Below are 20763 nucleotides of genomic sequence, written 5' to 3'. Positions count from 1 at the left end.
CCACCTCGAAGGCCACGACCTGGCTCTGCTCCTTCGAGAACTCCACGCCCAGCAGGTAGATCGGCATGCCCCGGTCGCGGTACTTGTCGGCGTAACCTTTGGCTTTTAGCTGCGCGAGGGCCCGCCCCTCTCCCTGAGCAGACCCGGCAGCCCCAGCACCGGCAGCAGTGCCTCGTTGAGACTCTTCATCTCCACCTCCTGGTTGAGGAAGCCCAGGCGATAGAGCGGCCGATTAGGAATCTCCTCGCGCACCTCGTGCAGCGTCAGGTAGACCGCCTGAAAGAGCAGCGCCATCGAGCGTGGCTTCAACACCCGCTACGTGGTCACCAGCCTGCGCGACTGCAACGCCGATTTGTTTCCTGGTTGCTTACGATTGACTCACATCAATCGCCCAGCAGATCGCGAGGTGTTGACTCTTGACTTCCTGCATGTTAGCCACAATATTTTGCAAAGTCTTGAAGAAAACCCTCGATTGAGGCTGCACGAAGGCGGAAATTGTGGGGGGCATGGCGGTTTCATCAAAGTGAAATCGATCGATGGATCAATGATCAGACCCAAGCAGGCAGAAAGAAGGAGGTGATACGTACAGATGAGCAGCCGAAGGCAGCGAAACATCCCGTGTTGCCTGTGAGCGCTATCCATAGCCGCAGGCAAACGGAGTGAGCGAGATTCTTCAACTTTTCTTCTGGAGGTGTGACATGGACATTGATTTCAAGAAATTGGCTCCCTGGAACTGGTTCAAGAAAGAACAGGAAGAACAACAGAGCGCTGCCTCGCTGCCCGTGCAGCGCAATGACCTGCCGGTAGCAGGCGGTCCCGTCAGTCCCATCCTGCAATTGCATCGCGAGATCGACCGCCTCTTTGACGATGCGTTTCGAGGCTTCGGTTTTCCAGCGCAGGCCATGCCGCGATGGCCGTCGGACTTGCCGGGCATGCTGAAGCCGGTACTTGACATTCAGGAAACCGACAAGCAATACAAGATTTCCTTGGAGGTTCCCGGCGTCGAGGAAAAGGATATCCAGATCACGCTCGACAACGACGTGCTGATGGTACGGGGCGAGAAGCGCCAGGAGCAGGAAAAGAAGGAGGGTGGCTTCCATCGCGTCGAACGCTCCTACGGCAGTTTCCAGCGTGTCCTGAACCTGCCTGACAACGCCAACCAGGAATCGATCAAGGCCGCATTCAAGAACGGCGTGCTCACGATCACGATGGACAAGCGCGAGGCCAGTGCGCCTAAGCAGGGCCGCTCGATCCCGATCAACGGCTGACGCCGATCGGCTCGTCCTCCGAAAAAACCAGGTGAAGATCGAGGCGCCGTTACCTTCGGCGTCTCGTCAAATCAGTCCTCTTAAGGAGCATCAGCATGGCCAGAAAACAATGCCGAGTCTGCGGCCAACCCGCCACGGTGCGGGTGGAAACCAATCTCAATGGTCGCCACAGCACTATGCAGTTGTGTGACGATCACTATCGCCAACTGGTGCGCCAGCAAAAGCGCACCGTCTCACCGCTGGAAGCCTTGTTCGGCTCGCGCAGCGGGCTGTTCGAAGACTTCCTTGGCAGCGACTTCTTCCGCATCGGTGACGACGCACCGTCCATGGCAACCGATACCGACGAGGTCGTCGATGCCTCGTTTGGCGAACCCGCCCCGGCTGCTACGGGTACAACGCGCAGGCGCGGCAGTGGGCTGGCCAGCCGTATCAGCGAACAGTCCGAGGCTTTGTTGTAGGAGGCCGCCAAACATGCCGCCGAATTTGGCCGCCCTGAAGTCGATACCGAACACCTGCTGTTGGCGCTCGCCGACAGCGACGTGGTGAAGACCATCCTGGGGCAATTCAAGATCAAGGTCGATGACCTCAAGCGGCAAATCGAATCCGAAGCCAAGCGTGGCGAGAAGCCGTTCGAGGGCGAAATCGGCGTGTCGCCCCGCGTCAAGGACGCACTCAGCCGCGCTTTCGTGGCATCCAACGAACTCAGCCACTCCTATGTCGGCCCGGAGCATTTCCTGATCGGGCTGGCCGAGGAAGGCGAAGGCTTGGCCGCCAACCTGCTGCGCCGTTACGGCCTCACACCGCAGGCGCTGCGTCAACAGGTGAGCAAGGTGGTCGGTAAGGGGGCCGAGGACGGTCGCGCTGAGGCGCCGACCAACACACCTGAGCTCGACAAGTACTCGCGCGACCTCACCAAAATGGCGCGTGACGGCAAGCTCGATCCGGTCATCGGCCGTGCGCAGGAGATCGAGACCACCATCGAGGTGCTGGCCCGGCGCAAGAAAAACAACCCGGTGTTGATCGGTGAGCCCGGCGTCGGCAAGACCGCCATTGTCGAAGGACTGGCGCAGCGGATGGTCGCCGGCGAAGTACCCGAGACGCTGCGCGACAAGCGCTTGGTGGAACTCAACATCAACGCCATGGTGGCAGGCGCCAAGTACCGCGGCGAATTCGAGGAGCGCGTGCAGAAGGTGCTCAAGGAAGTGACCGAGCACCAGGGCGAGCTGATTCTCTTCATCGACGAGGTGCACACCATCGTCGGTGCCGGCCAGGGTGGCGGCGAAGGCGGGCTGGACGTGGCCAACGTGTTCAAGCCGATGATGGCGCGCGGCGAACTGAACCTGATCGGCGCCACCACGCTCAACGAGTATCAGAAGTACATCGAGAAGGACGCCGCGCTGGAGCGTCGCTTCCAGCCGGTGATGGTGCCCGAGCCGACGGTAGCGCAGACCATGATGATCCTGCGTGGCCTGCGCGACACCTTCGAGGCGCACCACAAGGTCAGCATGACCGAGGATGCGATCATCGCCGCCGCCGAGTTGTCGGACCGCTACATCACCGCGCGCTTTTTGCCTGACAAGGCCATCGACCTGCTCGACCAGGCGGCCGCACGCGTGAAGCTGTCGGCCACGGCCCGCCCGGTGGCGGTGCAAGAGCTGGAGTCCGAACTGCACCAGCTGCGGCGTGAGCAGGACTATGTGGCCTCGCGCAAGCAGTACGACAAGGCCGCCGAGCTGGGCAAGCGCATCGAGGCCAAGGAGACTGAACTCAAGAAGCTCGTCGAGGAATGGGAACGCGAGCGCGCCTCGGGCAACGCCGAAGTCAAGGCCGAGCATGTCGCGCAGATCGTCTCGCGCCTGACCGGCATTCCGGTCAACGAGCTGACGGTGGAAGAACGCGAGAAGCTGCTGCATCTGGAGCAGCGGCTGCACGAGCGCCTCGTGGGCCAGGACGAAGCGGTGCGCGCGGTGGCCGATGCCGTGCGGTTGTCGCGGGCGGGCCTGCGCGAAGGCAGCAAGCCGGTGGCGACTTTCCTGTTCCTCGGACCGACCGGCGTGGGCAAGACCGAACTCGCCAAGGCGCTGGCCGAGTCGATCTATGGCGATGAAGGTGCGCTGCTGCGCATCGACATGTCCGAGTACGGGGAACGCCATGCCGTGGCACGCCTGGTGGGGGCGCCTCCGGGTTACGTCGGCTACGACGAGGGTGGCCAGCTCACCGAGAAGGTGCGGCGCAAACCCTACAGCGTGTTGTTGCTCGATGAGATCGAAAAAGCGCACCCCGACGTCTACAACATCCTGCTGCAGGTATTCGACGACGGGCGGCTCACCGACGGCAAGGGCCGGGTGGTGGATTTCACCAATACCATCATCATCGCCACCTCGAACTTGGGCTCGGACATCATCCAGCGTCGGCTGAAGGCCGGCGGTGCCGGCGGCGAGGAATACGAGAAGGCCAAGTCCGAGGTGATGGACGTGCTGCGCGGACACTTCCGCCCCGAGTTCATCAACCGCATCGACGAGATCATCGTCTTCCATGCGCTGGGCAAGGAGGAGATCCGCCATATCGTCGGCCTGCAGCTCGATCGTGTGGCCCGCAACGCCTCCAGCCAGGGCGTGACGCTGACCTTCGATCAGACCTTGATCGACCACTTCGCGGAGGAAGGCTACAAGCCCGAGTTCGGCGCGCGTGAACTCAAGCGGCTGATCCGCAGCGAGCTGGAAACCGCGCTGGCGCGCGAGATGCTGGGTGGCGGTATCGGCAAGGGCGATCACGCCAACGCCCGCTGGGACGACAAGGCCGAACGGGTGGTCTTCGAGCGCCAGGAGCCACCCGCGCAGCCGGCCGAGCCTGAAAAGCCCGATGCCGCGAACGTGGCCGAGGCACCGCCTAGCGACGAGAGCAAGGCTACGCGCAAGAAGAAGCCGGCGGACGGCGAATCTTGAGCGATGGGTGGCTGTCGTGTTCGACCCCAACGGGCTGACATGGGCAGCCACCCTCGTGTCGCTGGCGGTCGCTATCCCACCGCTTGCCGGTCTGGCCCACCTGGTGGGACGCGCCACCGGCCAGTCGATGCATAGCGACCCCAGCCACACAATCTTTGACGAAATGCGCTCCGAGTTGCAGAAACTTTGGAACCTCTGTTTCACCCCTAAGGAGCGTCACCTTTGAACGAGACGCCTCAAATCTCAGCCCGACACGGCGACCAGATTAACCAGAATGCCCATTCTGGCAGTTGGCATCTCGATCTTGGCTCGCAACTCCTCACTTGCTCCGATGAAGCCTGCCGCGTGCTCGGCCTGGATGTTGGTGCGCCAATAGCCTTCGAGCGATTCCTGCAGTGCATTCACCCTGAAGACCGCCCCCTCTTCGATAGGGCATGGGATGCTGCCATGTGCGGAAAGTCCCTTGATCTGCAGTATCGTATCGTCAGCGGAGGGCAGGTTCGCTGGATACACCTGCGGGCAACATTCAAGGGCGACGCCTCTGGTCGGCCCAGAGCGGCAGACGGGACGGTAGAGGACATCACCGATCTCAAGAGGGTCGAGCAGGCGCTGAACTCTATGCGCCGACAGCGAGAAGAGTTGGCCAGCCACGTTCCCGGTATGCTTTACCAATACCGTCTTCGTCCGGACGGCAGCTCGGACTCCCCGTTCCATTAACGTTTCATTGAAAGAGAGAGCAACGCTTATGCATAAAGAACCTGGCCACACGACCCTTGACGAAATGCGCTCCCAGTGGCGGTTGATGACGGTTTACGAGCGCTTCGAGCAGGTCGTCGCTCTCGTTCTGTCGGCGGTCATTGCCGTCATCATCGTGGTGTCGCTGATTCAGTTGATTCGGCTCGTCTTCACGCTGCTCGTCATGGATGCACTGAATCCAACGGATCATAAGGCTTTTCAGATGGTATTCGGTGCCACCATGACGCTCCTGATCGCGATGGAATTCAAGCATTCGATCGTCAAAGTGGCGCTGCGTAAGGAAAGCATCATCCAGGTCAAGACCGTCATTCTGATCGCGATCCTGGCACTGGCCCGCAAGTTCATCATCCTTGACCCCGACATTGATCCTGCCAAACTGGCCGCCCTGGCGGGGATGATACTGGCCTTAGGTCTGACCTATTGGCTCATGCGTGAACGCGACGACCGGATAAGCGAGTGATTGGATCATGGCTCTTTATCGTCTAGACGATCGACACGATGCTAGGTCGTGGCACCGCTGGCGAGTTATAGCGCCGACCTGCGCCCCAGAACGACGCTTCAACCACCATGTTACAGGCGCGTTGAAGCTCTCGAAGGGTAATAGGTATATAGGGGGTGGCGATCAGGTGTGCGTAGCCAGCAGAAAGCAGACCGTTTTTCTTTGGTGGCAACGACCATCCCAGCCGCAGCACCCAGGCAAGAAAAAATCTCTAGGCTCTTCCAGCAGGCCTGAGCGCTACACGGGGTCGCAGAGTCCCGGAATTCGTGCAGCTGTGAAATGGCTAGGTCTTCCTTACTTTTATCGAAGGCCTAGTACCTTGCAGTATTTCTATACCCACCATAGACCCAACAAAAAAGGCCACCCGCTTGGGTGGCCTTTTGTATTCTCTAATGCTTTGCTTTTCAACCACTTAAGTGGTGCCGACACCAGGAGTCGAACCCGGGACCTACTGATTACAAGTCAGTTGCTCTACCAACTGAGCTATGTCGGCGCTTCGCATTTTCTTGAGAACTTGATTGGGTTGCCGTTAGACTAGCCAATCAACAAGAAATCTTGTTGGCAATGGCTGGGGTACCAGGATTCGAACCTGGGAATGCCGATACCAAAAACCGGTGCCTTACCACTTGGCGATACCCCAACGTTGTGGTGGCCAGAGACGGAATCGAACCGCCGACACGGGGATTTTCAATCCCCTGCTCTACCAACTGAGCTATCTGGCCCTTGCCAACGGTGCGTATTAAACCAAAAGCTCCTCTTTTCGTCAACACCTTTGTGAAACTTTCTTTCTAGTCACGTGCTTAGGGCACATCAGGCGTTGAACCAAAAGTGGCAAAGGCCACGCCATTCGTGGCTTTGCGCTGCGTTTCTAGGTTTATGCCTGGCTGGGCGGCACGTACCCTTCTGCTTGGTCGGTGGTTTCGTTATCTAGAAAGCGCTGCATCTGATCCATTAGATAGGTGCGTGCTTCTGGCTCCAGCATGTTGAGGTGCTTCTCATTGATCAGGCGGGTTTGCAGCGCCTGCCACTCTTCCCACGCTTTTTTAGATACCGTGGCCTGAATCTCTTGGCCCTGCTTACCCGGCAGTGGCGGGAACGGCAGCGCGGGTAGCTCTTGTTGATACTTGCGGCAGAATACCGTGTTGCTCATGGCGTGCTCCTATTGAGTACGTTGTGTGTAGGTGGCTGTCAGCCTGTGATGTTAGTAAGAAGGCCCTGGGGTTGGGTCTAGGGTAAATGGTGCCAACTGGCTTAACAGCGATTTAACCGGTGCCGCTAAGCCTAACGCAGGCGGATGATTAACGTCATACCATACGCCGCTTTCGCGAACGCCGCTGATTCGTTTGCAGGTAACAGGCTGCGGCGTAATCATCAGCTTAAAATGGCTGAAGGTGTGGGTGAAGCTGGGCAGCGCAGCGTGGCGCTCGGGGGCTTTGGTGTTGTCTTCCAGCCAGTCGTTGAGTTCGCTGTGGCGCTCAAACTGCGGCAGGCTCCATAAACCGCCCCATAGGCCGCTAGGTGGCCGCTGCTCTAGCCATACGCGCCCTTGTGGGTCGCGTAGCATCAACATAATGGTTTCGCGGGTGGGGGTGGCTTTTTTGGGCTTAGATTCTGGGTAGCGCTGCGGCTCGCCTTGGGCGTAGGCGCGGCATACGTCATTAAATGGACAAATCAAACAGTCGGGTTTGCTGCGCTTACACAGTGTCGCGCCAAAATCCATCACGGCTTGGGTGTAATCCGCCAGCCGTGTGGTGGGCGTAAAGTATTCGGCCAGCGCCCACAGCGAGCGTTCTACTGCTGGCTTGCCCGGCCAGCCCGCTACCGCGTGTAGACGGGTGAGCGAGCGCTTTACATTGCCATCCAGAATAGCGGCCTGCCGGCCGGTGCTTTGGGAGATAATCGCGCCAGCGGTAGAGCGGCCAATACCAGGTAGCGCCATCAGCGTTTCTACGCTCTCGGTGGGTAGCTCGCCACCGTGCTCTTCCATGGCGACCTGGGCCGCTTTGTGCAGGTTGCGGGCACGGGCGTAATAGCCCAGGCCCGTCCAGTGGTGCAATACGTCATCTTGCGGAGCGGTGGCCAGGGCTTCCAGCGTGGGGAAGCGGGACATAAAGCGCTCAAAGTAGGGAATTACTGTAGCCACTTGGGTTTGCTGCAGCATAATTTCAGACACCCACACCCGGTAGGCGCTGCGGGGCGACTGCCAAGGCAGGTCGTGGCGGCCATGCTTGTCAAACCAAGTGAGCAGCCGGTGTTGAAACTCTTCCGCCGGTAGGCACGGCGTGGGCATATCGGCCATTGTTATTCCTTAAACACTCGCTATGAACGACAGCGCCGGCGGTAAGGCCGGCGCGTGCGGTGCGTGTTGCGTTAACGCGGTTAGGCGTTAAGCCGTCTTTGGTTAGTTAAACAGGCGACGAATACCGTCACGCAGCTCTTGGCCTGCGCCTTCGCCTAAGCGCTCATCAATGCGGTCAATGGATTCACCAATCCGCTCTTCTAGCTCTTTTTCTACTCGGCTCCCAGCTTCGTTACGCAGCAGATCAACAACCGATGCTTCGAAGGCGGTGCGGTCGAAACGGCACCACTGGGTTTTGTCATCGCCTACATGGCCTTCACAGCGTACCGGCAGCGATAGCTGCTGAAGCCGTGGGTTGACTTGGCAGGCGGCGTCAGCGGTATCCACTAGCCGTGCGTTCACCTGTGTCGTGAAGTTGAGGCTGTTGAGGTTGAAGTCACCCTCCCCTTGCACGTCGATGCCCGGCAGAGTAATCAGCAGGTCGTCACTCTCTACAATGCCATTGCGCACTTGGAAGGTGGCGTCAAAGCGTTCAAAGCGAGTGTCTGGGTGCCATTCGCGCTCTACCTGCTGGCCTTCCAGCTGGGCGACCAGCTCGCACATCTCTCGGGAGATGTTGGTGCGTAGAATCGCGCCATCGTTGAGCCGCGCGGTTAATTCGCCGTTGAGGTTGCTGGTGAGCACATCGCGGCGGTTGCCTTGGGTAGTCAGCGCGCCGTCTAGGTTGAAGCGTCCGCGCAGCGGGGCCTCTTCTTCGCTGAAGGTTTCGATTAACGGTGCTACCTGCACATTGCTAATGCTGGGCGAGAGCTGCCACTCCAGTACATCACCAGTGGCATCCAGCTGGCCGGTGGCGCTCAATTCCCCTTCGTAGAAACGGGACTCAAAGGCAGTGAGGCGGTGGTTGCCGTTTTCACCGCGCAGCGCCAGCTGAGTATCGTCAAAAGTCAGCCCAGCCAGTAGCAGTTGGTCGACGCTCAAATCGCCCTGAAGGGTGAGCGTACTTAACCATGCCTGGGGCAGCAGCGTTCCGCTGGTTTGAGCAAAGGCTTTACGCAGCAGGCCACGGCTGGCTTGCTGCGCGGTTTCGGGGCCAGGCAGGTAGTGATCCAGATTGAGCGTATCGCCTTCTAGGTTGAAGGAGAGCTGGGTACCATCCAGCGCGGCGGCAATATCGCCGGTAAAGGTGCTGTCATCTACCACCAGCGAGAGGCGCGGCAGGGAGATACGCTTCAAGCTGCCTTCGATGGGGCTGGTGAGCGCGACATCGCTAAGTGCGGCTTCGCTGGCAGTATTGAGCTTCACACCCGTGCGGGAAATCCAAGGCCGCAGCGTAAACGGCGCGGCGGTCAGTTGCCCGCTGTACTGCGGCGCGTCCAGCAGTTGCTCGACATTCAAGTGGCCGCTTACACGCAGGCCGTCCGGCCCGGTGAGCTGAACCTCTTTAAGCTGCGCGGTTTGGGCGGCAAAATCGGTTTCCAGGCCAAATGCTAGGGCAACGGCAAGACTGCCTTGCCAGTTTTCTGGGTGGCGCAGCCCAGCTTCCAGCACGCCTTCGGTAACGCTTAGTTGTTGCTCAGCTAAACGGGCAACAATTTCAGCCGCTTTTAAGCTGAGCTGCTGCGGTTCGCTCGCTTCTCCCTGACGGGTATGCGTGGTTAGCTGGGTGTTTTCAAAGATGATCTGTTCATCTTCTAGGCCAAGCCGCAGGCGTGTTTCAAGATTTACCTCGCTGGTCATGTTTGGCGCGCGCTCAAGCTCTTCGGCATCCAGCCGGTCATGCTTAGTAAGCGTGAACATGGCTTTTAGCGGGAAGGAGCGTACCGGATTCACATTGGTGCCTGAAATATTCAGCGGCTGAACCCGCCAGAGCGCTTGATTCTGCTCATCGCGGTAACGAATATCAGCATTTTTTACTTCGACGCTGGCGATGCTTAATACCACCGAGAGGCTGCCTGCATCGGCATTGGGGCCAGCACTTGCCGGAGCTAGCACGGTTTCAGCGGATTCGTTGTTGTGCTCAGAGAGTCGCTCCAACAGCGGCTGCCAGTTGCCCTCGCCTTCAGCGTTCTTCTCCAAATTGAGGCGCATGCCATCCAGCGTCAGGCCATCCACGGCAATCTCTCCGCGCAGCAGCGGAGCAAAGGCAACGCTCACTTCAGCACGGTTAATGGCGGCGAAGGCGGTTTCATCTTGTGCTTGATCAGGCAGCCAGGCGCGCGCCTGCTCAACGCTGACACCAATACGAGGGTAAAACGACCAGGTAATCGGGCCTTCCAGAGCTAAGTTCAGGCCGGTTTGCTCCTCTACCACAGCGGTTAAGCGTGGTTTGAAGTCTTCTGGGTCTAAAAAGGTGGTGACGTACACCACGGCGGCCACTGCCACAATGGCTAAAATGCCTATGGCGGCCAGCAAAATACGTAATAGCTGTTTCATTACCCTTTTCCTTGTGGGTCTAGCTCAACAAAATCACTGGTCGCCGGCAGGTCCGGGGCAGAAGACGAGGTCTCGGCAACGGGTCGAAAGCCTAATTTCGATAGCAGTACTCGGTCTGCCAGCGGCAGAGTGGTGGTAGCAATACGCAGTACGCGGCCATCTTGCTTGGCTTGCTCGCCCACTAGCGCCATCAGCCGTGAGCCGACACCGCGACGACGCGTAGTTTTACGCACGCATAGCTCAGACAGCCACCAGGCGCGGTCGTCGGCTTCTTGCACCGCCACCGCGCCTAACAGGCGGTCATTGAAGTGGGCACAGGCAAAAAATTGCTGTTCCTTTAAATGCTGTTCGATAAATGGCAAAACCGTGGGAGTGGGCATGCGCTCTTGGGGCGCGTCTTCATATATGCGCACTAAGTCGATGCGCACCTGCTCTTCTGCTTCCCAACGGGCCTGGTCGACATATTGCAGTGTCACCGGCATGGTGAAATCCTCGTTGCCAACGCAGCTAGGCTGCTATGTTAGCGCCGCAAACAGCGGCGACATTCCCCGCATTGTAGCGGATGGGGGCGCCGATTCTCTATAATGGTTGTTTTGGCCGCAGTTGCTGCCCGCCGATTATTCCTCAGAGTGCGCCCCGGCGCAGGAGATGCAACATGTCAGCGCGTATTGCCACGGTAAGCCGTGACACCAACGAAACGCAGATTACGGTCAGCGTCAACCTTGACGGCGAAGGCCGCTTGAACTGTGAAACTGGCGTTCCGTTTCTAGACCACATGCTGGATCAAGTGGCTCGGCATGGGATGGTAGATCTCGATATTCATGCCAAAGGCGACCTGCATATCGACGACCACCACACCGTTGAAGATTTGGGCATCACCCTGGGCCAGGCATTCAACGAGGCCATTGGCGATAAGCGCGGCATCTACCGCTACGGCCACGCTTATGTGCCGCTGGATGAGGCGCTCTCTCGGGTAGTGATTGATTTCTCCGGCCGCCCCGGCCTTTATATGAATGTCGAGTTCACCCGCGATACCATTGGCAGTATGGATACGCAGCTGTTCTGGGAATTTTTCCAAGGCTTTGTGAACCATGCTCGAGTGACGCTGCATATCGACAACGTAAAAGGCTTTAATGCTCACCATCAGGCCGAAACCATTTTCAAAGCCTTTGGCCGCGCACTGCGTATGGCCGTTGCGGAAGACCCGCGCATGGCTGGGCAAATGCCCTCTACCAAAGGCAGCTTATAATGCCGATCGTTGCGGTTAGCGGCGTAACGGCACGCCTCTCGCCTACGAATCTATCGCCCACGACCTTAAGGAGCGCTTCATGACCATTGCGGTAATCGATTATGGAATGGGCAACCTACACTCCGTGGCTAAAGCGCTTGAGCACGTCACCCATGAGAATGTGATCATCACCCGCGACCCACGGCGTATTCTGGGCGCTACCCGTCTAGTGCTGCCGGGCCAAGGGGCGATTCGTGACTGCGTTGGCGAACTCGAACGCACCGAACTGCGCGGCCTAGTGGATGACGTGTTAACCCGCCAAGCCAAACCGCTGCTGGGCATTTGCGTGGGCCAGCAGATGCTGATGGAGCGCAGCGAAGAGAATGGCGGCGTGGACTGTTTGGGGTTTTTCCAAGGCAGCGTAGACCGCTTCCCGGCCAATATGCGCGACGCGCAAGAGCAGCGCTTGAAAGTACCGCACATGGGTTGGAACCTGGTGAATCAACACCACGACCACCCGCTCTGGGCAGGCATCGATAATCATGAGCACTTCTATTTCGTGCACAGCTATTACGTCAATGCCGCCGACGATGCCCAGGTATTCGGCACCACCCAGTACGGCAGTGTGAGCGCTCACGTGGCGATTGGCCGCGATGCCACCTTTGCCGTGCAGTTCCACCCGGAAAAAAGCTCCCGTGCGGGCCTGCGCCTGCTGGAAAATTTTGTCACCTGGACGCCCTGAGAGGTTTCACTATGTTGGTAATTCCCGCGATCGATCTCAAAGACGGCCAGTGTGTGCGCTTAAAGCAGGGCCGCATGGACGATGCGACCTCCTACGGCGACGACCCGGTGGCCATGGCCGCGCGCTGGGTAGAAGCAGGCGCGCGCCGTTTGCACCTAGTGGATTTGAACGGTGCCTTTGAAGGCAAGCCGGTGAACGGTGAGGCGGTCACCGCCATTGCCCGCGCTTACCCGAACCTGCCGATTCAAATTGGCGGTGGCATCCGCTCGGCAGAGACGATTGAACACTACCTCAGCGCCGGTGTTTCTTACGTGATCATCGGTACCAAAGCGGTCAAAGAGCCTGAGTTTGTGGGTGAAATGTGCCGCGCCTTCCCTGGCCACATTATTGTTGGCCTGGATGCCAAAGATGGCTATGTGGCCACCGATGGCTGGGCAGAAGTCTCCACCGTCAAAGCTACCGAGCTTGCCAAGCGCTTCGCTAACGACGGTGTTTCCAGCATTGTGTACACCGATATTGCCCGCGACGGCATGATGCAGGGTGTCAATGTGGAAGCCACCGCCGCACTGGCCCGCGAAGGCGGCCTACCGGTGATCGCCTCCGGCGGCGTAACCAATCTGGACGATATTCGTGCCCTGTGCGATGTCGCCGATAGCGGCATTTTGGGCGCAATTACCGGACGGGCGATTTACGAAGGCAGCCTGGATGTCGCTGAAGCCCAGCGCTTAAGCGATCAGTTGAGTGGAGGTAGCGAATGAGCTTAGCCAAACGCATTATCCCCTGCCTGGATGTGGATGCCGGGCGCGTGGTGAAAGGCGTTAACTTTGTGGGTATTCGTGACGCGGGCGACCCGGTGGAGATCGCTCAGCGCTATAACCAGCAGGGTGCCGATGAAATCACCTTTCTTGATATCACCGCGAGCCACGAAGACCGCGCCACCACGGTGGATATGGTCGAGCGTATTGCGGGTGAGGTGTTTATTCCCTTAACCGTGGGAGGCGGCATTCGTACCTGCGACGATATCCGCACCATGCTGAACGCTGGGGCCGATAAGGTCTCAATCAATACCGCGGCGGTGACGAACCCCGAATTTGTGCGTGAAGCCGCCGAGCGTTTTGGCAGCCAGTGCATTGTGGTGGCGATTGACGCTAAAAAAGTGTCTAAGGAAGGCGAGCCTGACCGCTGGGAGATTTTCACCCACGGCGGCCGTCGCCCCACCGGCCTGGATGCGGTGGAGTGGGCCAAGGAAATGGTCGAGTTTGGCGCAGGCGAGCTGCTGCTGACCAGCATGGACCGTGACGGCACTAAGATTGGCTTTGATCTGGGTGTCACCCATGCCATTTCTGAGGCGGTGAGTGTGCCGGTGATTGCTTCCGGCGGCGTCGGCAATTTAGATCATTTGGTGGATGGCGTGCTGAAAGGCGGTGCCGATGCGGTACTGGCCGCGAGTATCTTCCACTTTGGCGAGTACACCATTCCAGAAGCAAAACGCTATATGGCCGAACGCGGCATCGAAATGCGTTTATAAGCCGCGCGACGTTTTAGGCTGGGGCAGTTACTCTGCCCCGGCTTCCTCATCCAGTGTTAGCCCCAAATTACTAATGCCGTTATTGCGCCCAAGCGTGCGAATCTCTTTGAGTGTTGTTTTATTGATCGACCCGCTGACCGCTTCCAGAACCGCATCTTGGAAGTCGTTTTCGTCTTCCATCAGCGGATGGTCGCGAATGATCAGCGCCAATGCTTGAGCGTCCACTTCCCCTTCGGTGAGTTCGATGAACGCCCGTACACCAGCCCGCGAGGTGCGGCTGACATCCAGCACGGCTTCGGGGGATTCGCCTTGCAGCGTATCGAGTAACGCAGAGATCGACACGACCGCATCCAGCGCCCGACGTGCGCCAAAACTCTCATCGCCCTCCGGCGGCTCGCATTCGGCCAGCTTTTCCGCTTGGCGGGCAAAGTCGATGCTGGCGTTGGGTACGCTAAGGCGCTCCCATACAAGATTCAGCACAGTGCGCAGGGTGTGCCCATCGCCATGGCCGCTGGTTTGCTCATAAAGGGCGTAGTTGGGTAACAGCCGCTCGCACAGTGCTGCCATAAAGGCTTGCTGGGCGGGCAGCGGCAGCAGTTGAAGCCGCTGATAAAATCCTGGGGGTTTAGCCACCATGCTGAATTCCTGAGTCACTAGGTTTGTGAAACTGAGTCTATGAAACTGAGTTGGTGAAATGAACGCGATGCGTTATCGTCGCACCCACGCAGCGGGCGACCCCGCGGCGTTTGATGTGCTCGGCCGGCGAGGAGATTACCATGCATATTCATCTGCTACAGCACGGCCCTGACCATGGTCCCGCCCGTCTGACCGACTGGCTTGAGAGTATGGGCCATAGTTACACCGTTTTTCACCTCTACGCGGGCGAACTCACGCCTCGCCCTGGGGAGTGCGATGCGCTCATCGTGCTAGATGGCCCCGAAGCCCTGTTGAGCGAACCGCCCGCTTGGCATAAAGCGGAGCGCAAACTGATCAATCGCTACTTGGACGGCCAAAAACCTATTCTGGGCATTGGTCTAGGGGCGCTATGGATCGCGGAAGCGCTTGAGGCGGTCGTCGCCCCTGGCACCTACCCCGAAACCGGCTGGCATACCGTCACTCTAGCCTCGGAAAGCACCTTCGACCTACCCGAGCAGTTTGAGGCCTTTATGTGGCACCGCCTGGTGTTTAGCCTACCCGATGGCGCGCTACCATTAGGCGGCAGTGCCGCCTCCCCGCTGCAAGGGTTTAGCTGGGACGCAGGCCGCGTGGCGGGCCTGCTATGCCACTTTGAAACGACCCAGGCCAGCGTAGCACCGCTGCTGAACGCCAACGAGCGGCCCACGGCGAAAAGCCCTTCCAGCGGGCACTTTGTGCAAACCGATGAGCAGATACTGGAAGACCCCACGCGCTTTCAGCGCTTGGCACCGCTGTTAGATCGCGTCATGACCCAGTGGCTGAAACGCGCTTAACCCCCACCACCTGCCGCCGCTAAGCACTCCACTGTTTGGCAGCGGCGAGACAGCTCTCCCAATCGCCTATATGAAGTTCTGTGGGCCGGTTTCCCTGCTGTTTCTCCAAGTGGTAACGGTAGAGCGGGTCGTAATATTCGGTCAGCAGCGGGGCAAGCCACGCCTCATGGGCTTGGATATCCCCGGCGGCATGGGCACGGAAAGCCATGGCCTGCATACGTTGCAAACGCTGTAGCCGGGCATTGCCCAGGCGTTTTGCCAGCCGCTCTAACGCGCTCGCCAGTTGACGCTGCATGCGCTGCCACCCTTCCTCTGGGCCAAAGCGAGCGGCGTAACCCTGCTCTAGCGCTTCGATATAGTCGCGGCGTAGCTGATCTAGCCGCCAATCTAGCGGCATTTCGATACGAATACGCGGCGCTTGCTGTAGGGCATGCCAAAAATCGAGCGGGAGATTGGCATTGCCAATCTGTCGGGACTCATCTTCCAACACAAGCTTACCCGGCTGCCCAATCAAACGCTGGCCCAGCGCGTGCTCAAAATCGATTTGGGTGGTGGGTTCGTCGGGCTGCCGCCCAAAAGCAGAACCTTTATGATTGGCGCAGGCTTCCAAATCAATGCCGTTGGGCAGTTGGTTAATCAGCTTCGTCTTAGCGCAGCCGGTGAGCCCTGCCACCACCAGCATAGGCTGCTGCGCGGCTTCGTCAATCCGTTGGCAGAGCTGCTGGCGTAGCGCTTTCCAGCCGCCTTCAATGCGTGGGCGATGAAGCCCTGCATCGACAAGCCACTGCTGGGCAATTTGCGAGCGCAGACCGCCGCGAAAGCAGTAGATACTCGCATCCGGGTGCTGGGCTAAGTAGGCCTGCCAAGCGGCGACACGCGCTTGCTTTATTTCACCGCTGACCAGCCGCTCACCCAGCGCGATGGCGGCTTGCTGGCCCTGCTGCTTGTAGGCAATGCCTACCTGGTGGCGCTCTTCATCCACCATCAGCGGTAGGTTGACCGCCCCCGGCAGGCTGCCTTGGGCAAACTCTACCGGGGCGCGTACATCAATCAGCGGCGTGTTTGACGCAATCACCTTAAGGGACGCAGGCGTGGTCGGCAGGGTCATCCAATAACCTCGATTTTAGCGTCTCCCTGGGGTGCTTTTAGGGTACCGAACGGCTCCAACGTTAGGCCGTACTCACGACCAATACGCTCAACGTCATCTTCCCATGCGGGGTCTACGCTAATCAGCAGCCCGCCAGAAGTTTGCGGGTCGCAGAGCCACTGCCAGTGGGCTTCATCCATGACGGGCAGCGCGCTACCCAGGGCGTCGCGATTGCGTACGGTGCCGCCGGGCACGGCACCTTGGCGGCGATAGCCTTCCGCTTCAGCTAACCGGGGCAGACGGCGGAAATCAATCTGCGCCATCACACCGCTGGCACTGCACATTTCGGTGAGATGCCCTGCCAAACCAAAGCCGGTAACATCCGTCATGGCGTTGACGCCCTTCACTTTGGAGAGCGTGATACCAATGGTGTTGGGTTTGAGCATGGTTTCACGGGCTAGGCCATGATGCCCGGCTTCTAGCAAGCCGCGCTTTTCCGCTGTGGTTAATAGCCCGACGCCCAACGGTTTAGTGAGAAACAGCAGGTCGCCGGGCTTAGCTTGGCTGTTGAGTTTTAAGTGCTCAAGATCGACCAGCCCGTTCACTGCTAAACCAAACATCGGCTCAGGGGCATCAATGGAGTGACCGCCGGCCAGGGCAATGCCCAGTTCACGGCAAACGGCCTGGGCACCCGCCACCACATCACCGGCGATTTCTGGGCCAAGTTTATCCAGCGGCCAGCCTAAAATGCCCAGTGCCATGACCGGTGTGCCACCCATGGCGTACACATCGCTAATGGCGTTGGTCGCGGCAATACGGCCAAAATCAAAAGGGTCATCGACAATAGGCATGAAAAAGTCGGTGGTGGCAATCATGCTGCGACCGTCGCCGAGATCGTATACGGCGGCGTCTTCACGCCCCTGGTTGCCCACGATCAGCCGCTGATGCCCGGCTGCCGGTCCGGCCTTGGCGAGAATGCCATCGAGTACGTCCGGGGCGATTTTGCAGCCGCAGCCCGCTCCGTGGCTATATTGGGTTAATCGAATCGAACTCATCATCCCTCTCCTTTTTAGATAAGCATAGCCGAAGTTACAGCGCTTCTAGCGCATCGCTCAATTTATCCACGGGGATCACTTCCATGCCTTTGGGTGCCTGCTTAGGGGCGTTGGCACGCGGTACGATAGCGCGAAGAAAACCGTGTTTGGCCGCTTCTGCAATACGCTCCTGCCCACTGGGTACCGGGCGTATCTCACCGGACAAACCCACTTCGCCAAACACGACCAGCTCTTTCGGTAAAGCGCGGTTTTGCAGACTCGACACGACCGCCAAGAGCACGGCGAGGTCGGCGCTGGTTTCCAGCACTTTGACACCGCCCACCACGTTAAGAAATACATCCTGATCGCCGGTAAACAGTCCGCCGTGACGGTTAAGAACGGCTAATAGCATGGCGAGGCGGTTTTGATCGACCCCCACAGCCACACGGCGGGGATTGCCCAGCGCTGACTCATCCACTAACGCCTGTACTTCTACCAGTATGGGTCGCGTACCTTCCCACACCACCATGACGAGACTGCCCGGCGCTTGCTCCTCTTGACGCGAAAGAAATATCGCGCTGGGGTTTTTCACCTCTTTCAGCCCCTGCTCCAGCATGGCGAATACGCCCAACTCATTGACCGCGCCAAAGCGGTTCTTCTGCCCACGCAGCGTCCGAAAGCGGGAGTCGGCACCGCCTTCCAGCAGCAGCGAGGCGTCAATCATATGCTCTAGCACTTTGGGACCCGCAAGGGTGCCATCCTTGGTGACGTGGCCCACCAGCAGCAGCACGGTATTAGTCTGCTTGGCAAAGCGGGTAAGCGCGGCAGCGGATTCGCGTACCTGGGCAACGCCGCCAGGGGCAGAACTGATATCTTCCAAGTGCATGGTCTGAATGGAGTCGATGACCAATATTTCCGGCTTCTCCCGCTCGGCCACCGCTAGAATGGTCTCTACGCTGGTTTCCGCTAGCATCTTCAGCCCGTTAGTGGGTAGCTGCAGGCGGTGGGCGCGCATAGCCACCTGGGAAAGCGACTCCTCCCCCGTGACGTAGAGAATACGCCGCTGCTGGGCAAGCTTACAGGCAGTTTGTAGCAGCAGCGTCGATTTACCAGCCCCTGGGTTGCCACCCAACAAAACGGCGGAGCCCGGCACCAAGCCGCCGCCTAGCACGCGGTCAAACTCTGCAAAGGTGGAGCTCAGCCTTGGCACCTCGCTTAAATCGACATTACTGAGGTCGACTACATCTCGTGATAGATCGCCTGCGTACCCGGCGCGCCCGGTAGTGGTGCCGCTACCGGGGCGAGCGCTTGCCAGCTTGACCTCCGTTAGCGTGTTCCACTCTTGGCAGCTCGTACACTGGCCCTGCCATTTACGGTACTCTGCACCGCATTCGGTGCAGACAAAGGCACTTTTCGCTTTTGCCACTGCCTGTTTGCTCCTTCTCTTGCGTCACGTACTAAAGGCTAGAAGAGTGCTCAGAAATGCAAAAGGCGGCCAGTGGCCGCCTTCGAGCGTCGCGTAAGGTCTTACTGACGCTGTAGCTGCAGCATCTCGCCATTTTCGAAACGGCGGCGCTCAGGGTCGATCAGCTCCAAGGTACGCTCATCGATACGCTGGAAGTAGTAGATTTGGCCGTCGCCGTTCGGCGTCAGCTCGTAGACCGTCGCATCGGGGTCAGAGGGCGTACCGGTCAACACTTCCCAGTTACCGGCATAGTTCTCGTCCGGCGGTGTCTGGGGGTGATTACGGTAAGTCGCATCCAGCGTGAACGTCCGCTCTTCCGGGGCGCTCATCTCTTCTCCCACCAACGTTACATCCAGGTCAATGCCGTCACAGTTACGGCAAGGCAGAGTGCCTTGGTAGTTAGCCTGTGATGCGGTCATGCCTGCATCTTCGCGCTGATCCGTTGGGCCAGCTGCGCAGCCCGCCAACAGTGCCAACATAGCCGAACCGGCTAGCAAACTCCTGAATTGCATTGGGTGTCTCCTTATCGTGTTGGACATACATTTCTTTCGCGCGCTTATGACAGCATAACCGCTACAAGGTGCGACGCCCACCCCCTCTGACGTAGAAGTAAGTTCTCACCTAGCCTGCATGGGAATGCTTGCGCTCTAGCGGCCATCAGGCGACCATGGTGCCATTACCGCTAGGATAATCAGGTTACCCTTATGAGCCAATATTGGAGCCCAGCCGTTAGGGAGCTTACCCCTTACGTGCCAGGCGAGCAGCCCCGTGAACGCGTTATCAAACTCAATACAAACGAGAACCCGTACCCACCTGCCCCTGGTGTCAGCGAGGCACTACGCAACTATGCAGTTGATCATTTGCGTCTCTATCCTGATCCGACGTCCTTGGCCCTGCGTGAAACCTTGGCAGACACGTATGGTGTAAGCGTAGCAGAAACCTTTGTTGGCAATGGTTCTGACGAAGTGCTGGCGTTCGCGTTCCAGGCGTTCTTCTGCCATGGGGCACCGCTGGATGTACCGTCAATTACTTACAGCTTCTACCCGGTGTATGCCAACCTGTATGGCGTGGAACTGCGCAAGCATCCGCTTAACAATCAATGGGAAGTCGACCTGGATGCGCTTGCCAACGATTCCGAACGTAGCGGGGTGATTTTTGCCAACCCCAATGCGCCTACTGGCCACGCTCACTCCCTTGAGAGCATCGAAGCACTGCTGAAACGTGTGGCGGATCGCGTGGTGTTGATCGATGAAGCCTATGTCGATTTTGGCGCAGAGAGCACGGTGGCACTGGTCGAGCGTTATCCGAACCTGCTGGTCACCGGTACCTTTTCCAAGTCACGCAGTCTGGCGGGCTTACGTCTAGGCTACGCGATTGGCTCCCCTGAGCTAATCGAAGGCTTACAGCGGGTAAAAGATTCGTTTAACTCCTATCCGGTCGATAGCTTAGCCAGTGTGGTCGGTATTGAGGCAATGAAAGATACCCAGCACTTCAACGCCTGCCGGGACAACGTCATTACTACCCGTGAGCGAACCCGCCAACGGCTGGAAGGGCTGGGCTTTGAGGTACTGCCCTCAAAAGCCAACTTCCTGCTGGCTCAGCACCCTGACTTTGCCGGTGCGCAGCTGTTTGCGGGCCTTCGGGAGCGAGGTATTTTGGTACGCCACTTCAATACCAATCTACTCAACAACTTCCTGCGTATTTCCATCGGCACCGACGATGAGATGGATAGCTTCATTGAAGCCCTAGAGTCACTCTCCGGTTAATGGATTATCCAGCTCTCTGAGTGCTTAAATGCAAAAATCCAGCCATATGGCTGGGTTTTTATTTCATGATCTCTTCGGCAATTTTCTGCGGCGCAACAAAAAACCCAGCCGTTTGGCTGGGTTTTTTGCGGTATAAGTGCCTGACGATGACCTACTCTCGCATGGGGAGACCCCACACTACCATCGGCGCTAAGCGGTTTCACTGCTGAGTTCGGCATGGGATCAGGTGGTTCACGCTCGC

General features: G+C 58.6%; 21 protein-coding genes, 3 tRNA genes, 1 rRNA gene and 1 pseudogene. 12 read left to right on the top strand and 14 right to left on the bottom strand.

Features of this window, described 5'->3' with window-relative positions; genetic code table 11:
• Positions 1 to 105: 105 nt before the first annotated feature.
• Positions 106 to 294 (bottom strand): hypothetical protein, encoded by a 189-nt coding sequence (locus L1249_RS12575; RefSeq protein ID WP_044630468.1) that lies wholly within the window; start codon positions 292 to 294, stop codon positions 106 to 108.
• A 404-nt stretch (positions 295 to 698) separates the two neighbouring features.
• On the opposite strand from L1249_RS12575, the gene L1249_RS12565 reads away from it, so the two are divergent.
• From L1249_RS12565 to L1249_RS12550, 6 genes and pseudogenes are all read left to right on the top strand, one after another.
• The gene (locus L1249_RS12565) at positions 699 to 1268 is read left to right on the top strand and encodes an Hsp20/alpha crystallin family protein (RefSeq protein WP_011786806.1); all 570 of its coding nucleotides are present in this window, start codon (positions 699 to 701) and stop codon (positions 1266 to 1268) included.
• 95 nt (positions 1269 to 1363) lie between these two features.
• Positions 1364 to 1726 carry a hypothetical protein gene (locus L1249_RS17700; protein WP_442908436.1) on the top strand — a complete coding sequence of 121 codons (363 nt, stop codon included), beginning with the start codon at positions 1364 to 1366 and terminating at the stop codon, positions 1724 to 1726.
• Between the two features lie 15 nt (positions 1727 to 1741).
• A pseudogene (locus L1249_RS17695) lies at positions 1742 to 2095 on the top strand (Clp protease N-terminal domain-containing protein); the annotation flags it as partial.
• A gap of 90 nt (positions 2096 to 2185) precedes the next feature.
• On the top strand, positions 2186 to 4213 hold the full coding sequence (locus L1249_RS12560) for an ATP-dependent Clp protease ATP-binding subunit (RefSeq protein ID WP_442908437.1): 2028 nt from the start codon (positions 2186 to 2188) through the stop codon (positions 4211 to 4213).
• A gap of 222 nt (positions 4214 to 4435) precedes the next feature.
• Complete coding sequence (locus L1249_RS17690; protein ID WP_197746130.1) at positions 4436 to 4930, top strand: PAS domain-containing protein; 495 nt, start codon at positions 4436 to 4438, stop codon at positions 4928 to 4930.
• A gap of 28 nt (positions 4931 to 4958) precedes the next feature.
• Positions 4959 to 5429, top strand: coding sequence for a phosphate-starvation-inducible PsiE family protein (locus L1249_RS12550; RefSeq protein ID WP_228168364.1), 471 nt, complete (start codon positions 4959 to 4961; stop codon positions 5427 to 5429).
• 456 nt (positions 5430 to 5885) lie between these two features.
• Here L1249_RS12550 and L1249_RS12545 read toward each other — a convergent pair.
• The 7 genes from L1249_RS12545 to L1249_RS12515 all read right to left on the bottom strand — a co-directional run bounded on the left by L1249_RS12545 (position 5886) and on the right by L1249_RS12515 (position 10685).
• Positions 5886 to 5961, bottom strand: a tRNA-Thr gene (locus L1249_RS12545).
• A 72-nt stretch (positions 5962 to 6033) separates the two neighbouring features.
• Positions 6034 to 6108, bottom strand: a tRNA-Gln gene (locus L1249_RS12540).
• A gap of 6 nt (positions 6109 to 6114) precedes the next feature.
• A tRNA-Phe gene (locus L1249_RS12535) sits at positions 6115 to 6190 on the bottom strand.
• Positions 6191 to 6342: 152 nt separating this feature from the next.
• Positions 6343 to 6618 carry an oxidative damage protection protein gene (locus L1249_RS12530; protein ID WP_044630464.1) on the bottom strand — a complete coding sequence of 92 codons (276 nt, stop codon included), beginning with the start codon at positions 6616 to 6618 and terminating at the stop codon, positions 6343 to 6345.
• A 51-nt stretch (positions 6619 to 6669) separates the two neighbouring features.
• Positions 6670 to 7767 (bottom strand): A/G-specific adenine glycosylase, encoded by a 1098-nt coding sequence (gene mutY / locus L1249_RS12525; RefSeq protein ID WP_228168365.1) that lies wholly within the window; start codon positions 7765 to 7767, stop codon positions 6670 to 6672.
• A gap of 102 nt (positions 7768 to 7869) precedes the next feature.
• A complete protein-coding gene (locus L1249_RS12520) occupies positions 7870 to 10203 on the bottom strand; it encodes an AsmA family protein (protein WP_228168366.1) in 2334 nt (777 codons plus the stop codon).
• The gene (locus tag L1249_RS12515) at positions 10203 to 10685 is read right to left on the bottom strand and encodes a GNAT family N-acetyltransferase (RefSeq protein WP_044630461.1); all 483 of its coding nucleotides are present in this window, start codon (positions 10683 to 10685) and stop codon (positions 10203 to 10205) included. The genes L1249_RS12520 and L1249_RS12515 overlap by 1 nt, the downstream gene beginning before the upstream one ends.
• A gap of 173 nt (positions 10686 to 10858) precedes the next feature.
• On the opposite strand from L1249_RS12515, the gene hisB reads away from it, so the two are divergent.
• From hisB to hisF, 4 genes are all read left to right on the top strand, one after another.
• Complete coding sequence (hisB, locus tag L1249_RS12510; RefSeq protein WP_044630460.1) at positions 10859 to 11452, top strand: imidazoleglycerol-phosphate dehydratase HisB; 594 nt, start codon at positions 10859 to 10861, stop codon at positions 11450 to 11452.
• 79 nt (positions 11453 to 11531) lie between these two features.
• Positions 11532 to 12173 carry an imidazole glycerol phosphate synthase subunit HisH gene (gene hisH / locus L1249_RS12505; protein ID WP_044630459.1) on the top strand — a complete coding sequence of 214 codons (642 nt, stop codon included), beginning with the start codon at positions 11532 to 11534 and terminating at the stop codon, positions 12171 to 12173.
• An 11-nt stretch (positions 12174 to 12184) separates the two neighbouring features.
• On the top strand, positions 12185 to 12931 hold the full coding sequence (gene hisA / locus L1249_RS12500; RefSeq protein WP_044630458.1) for a 1-(5-phosphoribosyl)-5-[(5-phosphoribosylamino)methylideneamino]imidazole-4-carboxamide isomerase: 747 nt from the start codon (positions 12185 to 12187) through the stop codon (positions 12929 to 12931).
• Positions 12928 to 13701 (top strand): imidazole glycerol phosphate synthase subunit HisF, encoded by a 774-nt coding sequence (hisF, locus tag L1249_RS12495; RefSeq protein ID WP_044630457.1) that lies wholly within the window; start codon positions 12928 to 12930, stop codon positions 13699 to 13701. Before hisA ends, hisF begins: the two co-directional genes overlap by 4 nt.
• A 27-nt stretch (positions 13702 to 13728) precedes the next feature.
• Here the strand turns inward: hisF and L1249_RS12490 are convergent, their stop codons facing one another.
• A complete protein-coding gene (locus L1249_RS12490; RefSeq protein ID WP_054645224.1) occupies positions 13729 to 14337 on the bottom strand; it encodes a YjaG family protein in 609 nt (202 codons plus the stop codon).
• Between the two features lie 140 nt (positions 14338 to 14477).
• Here L1249_RS12490 and L1249_RS12485 point away from each other — a divergent pair, with 140 nt between their 5' ends.
• On the top strand, positions 14478 to 15170 hold the full coding sequence (locus L1249_RS12485; protein WP_044630455.1) for a type 1 glutamine amidotransferase: 693 nt from the start codon (positions 14478 to 14480) through the stop codon (positions 15168 to 15170).
• A 19-nt stretch (positions 15171 to 15189) separates the two neighbouring features.
• Here L1249_RS12485 and mnmH read toward each other — a convergent pair whose 3' ends face one another.
• The 4 genes from mnmH to L1249_RS12465 all read right to left on the bottom strand — a co-directional run bounded on the left by mnmH (position 15190) and on the right by L1249_RS12465 (position 19268).
• Entirely contained in the window at positions 15190 to 16278 is a 1089-nt protein-coding gene (gene mnmH / locus L1249_RS12480) for a tRNA 2-selenouridine(34) synthase MnmH (protein ID WP_044630454.1), read from the bottom strand.
• A complete protein-coding gene (selD, locus tag L1249_RS12475) occupies positions 16275 to 17315 on the bottom strand; it encodes a selenide, water dikinase SelD (protein WP_390623236.1) in 1041 nt (346 codons plus the stop codon). Before selD ends, mnmH begins: the two co-directional genes overlap by 4 nt.
• A 31-nt stretch (positions 17316 to 17346) precedes the next feature.
• Complete coding sequence (radA, locus tag L1249_RS12470) at positions 17347 to 18717, bottom strand: DNA repair protein RadA (RefSeq protein ID WP_044630452.1); 1371 nt, start codon at positions 18715 to 18717, stop codon at positions 17347 to 17349.
• Positions 18718 to 18818: 101 nt separating this feature from the next.
• Positions 18819 to 19268, bottom strand: a complete 450-nt coding sequence (locus L1249_RS12465; RefSeq protein ID WP_044630451.1) for a copper resistance protein NlpE N-terminal domain-containing protein — start codon at positions 19266 to 19268, stop codon at positions 18819 to 18821.
• Between the two features lie 192 nt (positions 19269 to 19460).
• Here L1249_RS12465 and hisC point away from each other — a divergent pair, with 192 nt between their 5' ends.
• Entirely contained in the window at positions 19461 to 20522 is a 1062-nt protein-coding gene (gene hisC / locus L1249_RS12460) for a histidinol-phosphate transaminase (RefSeq protein WP_172416520.1), read from the top strand.
• 138 nt (positions 20523 to 20660) lie between these two features.
• Here hisC and rrf read toward each other — a convergent pair.
• A 5S ribosomal RNA gene (gene rrf, locus L1249_RS12455) occupies positions 20661 to 20763 on the bottom strand; the annotation flags it as partial.

Origin of the sequence: Halomonas sp. Cn5-12 (genome assembly GCF_021532545.1) — a bacterium.
GTDB classification, from domain to species: domain Bacteria; phylum Pseudomonadota; class Gammaproteobacteria; order Pseudomonadales; family Halomonadaceae; genus Vreelandella; species Vreelandella aquamarina.
The sequence above is the reverse complement of the archived record's forward strand: the minus strand, read 5'-3'. Positions and strand labels throughout refer to the sequence as shown.

What these genes read in the sequence shown, in the direction of transcription:
- L1249_RS17700 (WP_442908436.1), top strand. Translation starts at nt 1,364, where the DNA reads ATGGCCAGAAAACAATGCCGAGTCTGCGGCCAACCCGCCACGGTGCGG.
- L1249_RS12465 (WP_044630451.1), bottom strand. Translation starts at nt 19,268, where the DNA reads ATGCAATTCAGGAGTTTGCTAGCCGGTTCGGCTATGTTGGCACTGTTG.
- hisH (WP_044630459.1), top strand. Translation starts at nt 11,532, where the DNA reads ATGACCATTGCGGTAATCGATTATGGAATGGGCAACCTACACTCCGTG.
- L1249_RS12520 (WP_228168366.1), bottom strand. Translation starts at nt 10,203, where the DNA reads ATGAAACAGCTATTACGTATTTTGCTGGCCGCCATAGGCATTTTAGCC.
- L1249_RS12515 (WP_044630461.1), bottom strand. Translation starts at nt 10,685, where the DNA reads ATGCCGGTGACACTGCAATATGTCGACCAGGCCCGTTGGGAAGCAGAA.
- L1249_RS12485 (WP_044630455.1), top strand. Translation starts at nt 14,478, where the DNA reads ATGCATATTCATCTGCTACAGCACGGCCCTGACCATGGTCCCGCCCGT.
- mnmH (WP_044630454.1), bottom strand. Translation starts at nt 16,278, where the DNA reads ATGACCCTGCCGACCACGCCTGCGTCCCTTAAGGTGATTGCGTCAAAC.
- L1249_RS12565 (WP_011786806.1), top strand. Translation starts at nt 699, where the DNA reads ATGGACATTGATTTCAAGAAATTGGCTCCCTGGAACTGGTTCAAGAAA.
- hisB (WP_044630460.1), top strand. Translation starts at nt 10,859, where the DNA reads ATGTCAGCGCGTATTGCCACGGTAAGCCGTGACACCAACGAAACGCAG.
- L1249_RS12575 (WP_044630468.1), bottom strand. Translation starts at nt 294, where the DNA reads ATGGCGCTGCTCTTTCAGGCGGTCTACCTGACGCTGCACGAGGTGCGC.
- hisC (WP_172416520.1), top strand. Translation starts at nt 19,461, where the DNA reads ATGAGCCAATATTGGAGCCCAGCCGTTAGGGAGCTTACCCCTTACGTG.
- hisF (WP_044630457.1), top strand. Translation starts at nt 12,928, where the DNA reads ATGAGCTTAGCCAAACGCATTATCCCCTGCCTGGATGTGGATGCCGGG.
- L1249_RS12550 (WP_228168364.1), top strand. Translation starts at nt 4,959, where the DNA reads ATGCATAAAGAACCTGGCCACACGACCCTTGACGAAATGCGCTCCCAG.
- L1249_RS12490 (WP_054645224.1), bottom strand. Translation starts at nt 14,337, where the DNA reads ATGGTGGCTAAACCCCCAGGATTTTATCAGCGGCTTCAACTGCTGCCG.
- selD (WP_390623236.1), bottom strand. Translation starts at nt 17,315, where the DNA reads ATGATGAGTTCGATTCGATTAACCCAATATAGCCACGGAGCGGGCTGC.
- L1249_RS12530 (WP_044630464.1), bottom strand. Translation starts at nt 6,618, where the DNA reads ATGAGCAACACGGTATTCTGCCGCAAGTATCAACAAGAGCTACCCGCG.
- mutY (WP_228168365.1), bottom strand. Translation starts at nt 7,767, where the DNA reads ATGGCCGATATGCCCACGCCGTGCCTACCGGCGGAAGAGTTTCAACAC.
- L1249_RS12560 (WP_442908437.1), top strand. Translation starts at nt 2,186, where the DNA reads ATGGCGCGTGACGGCAAGCTCGATCCGGTCATCGGCCGTGCGCAGGAG.
- hisA (WP_044630458.1), top strand. Translation starts at nt 12,185, where the DNA reads ATGTTGGTAATTCCCGCGATCGATCTCAAAGACGGCCAGTGTGTGCGC.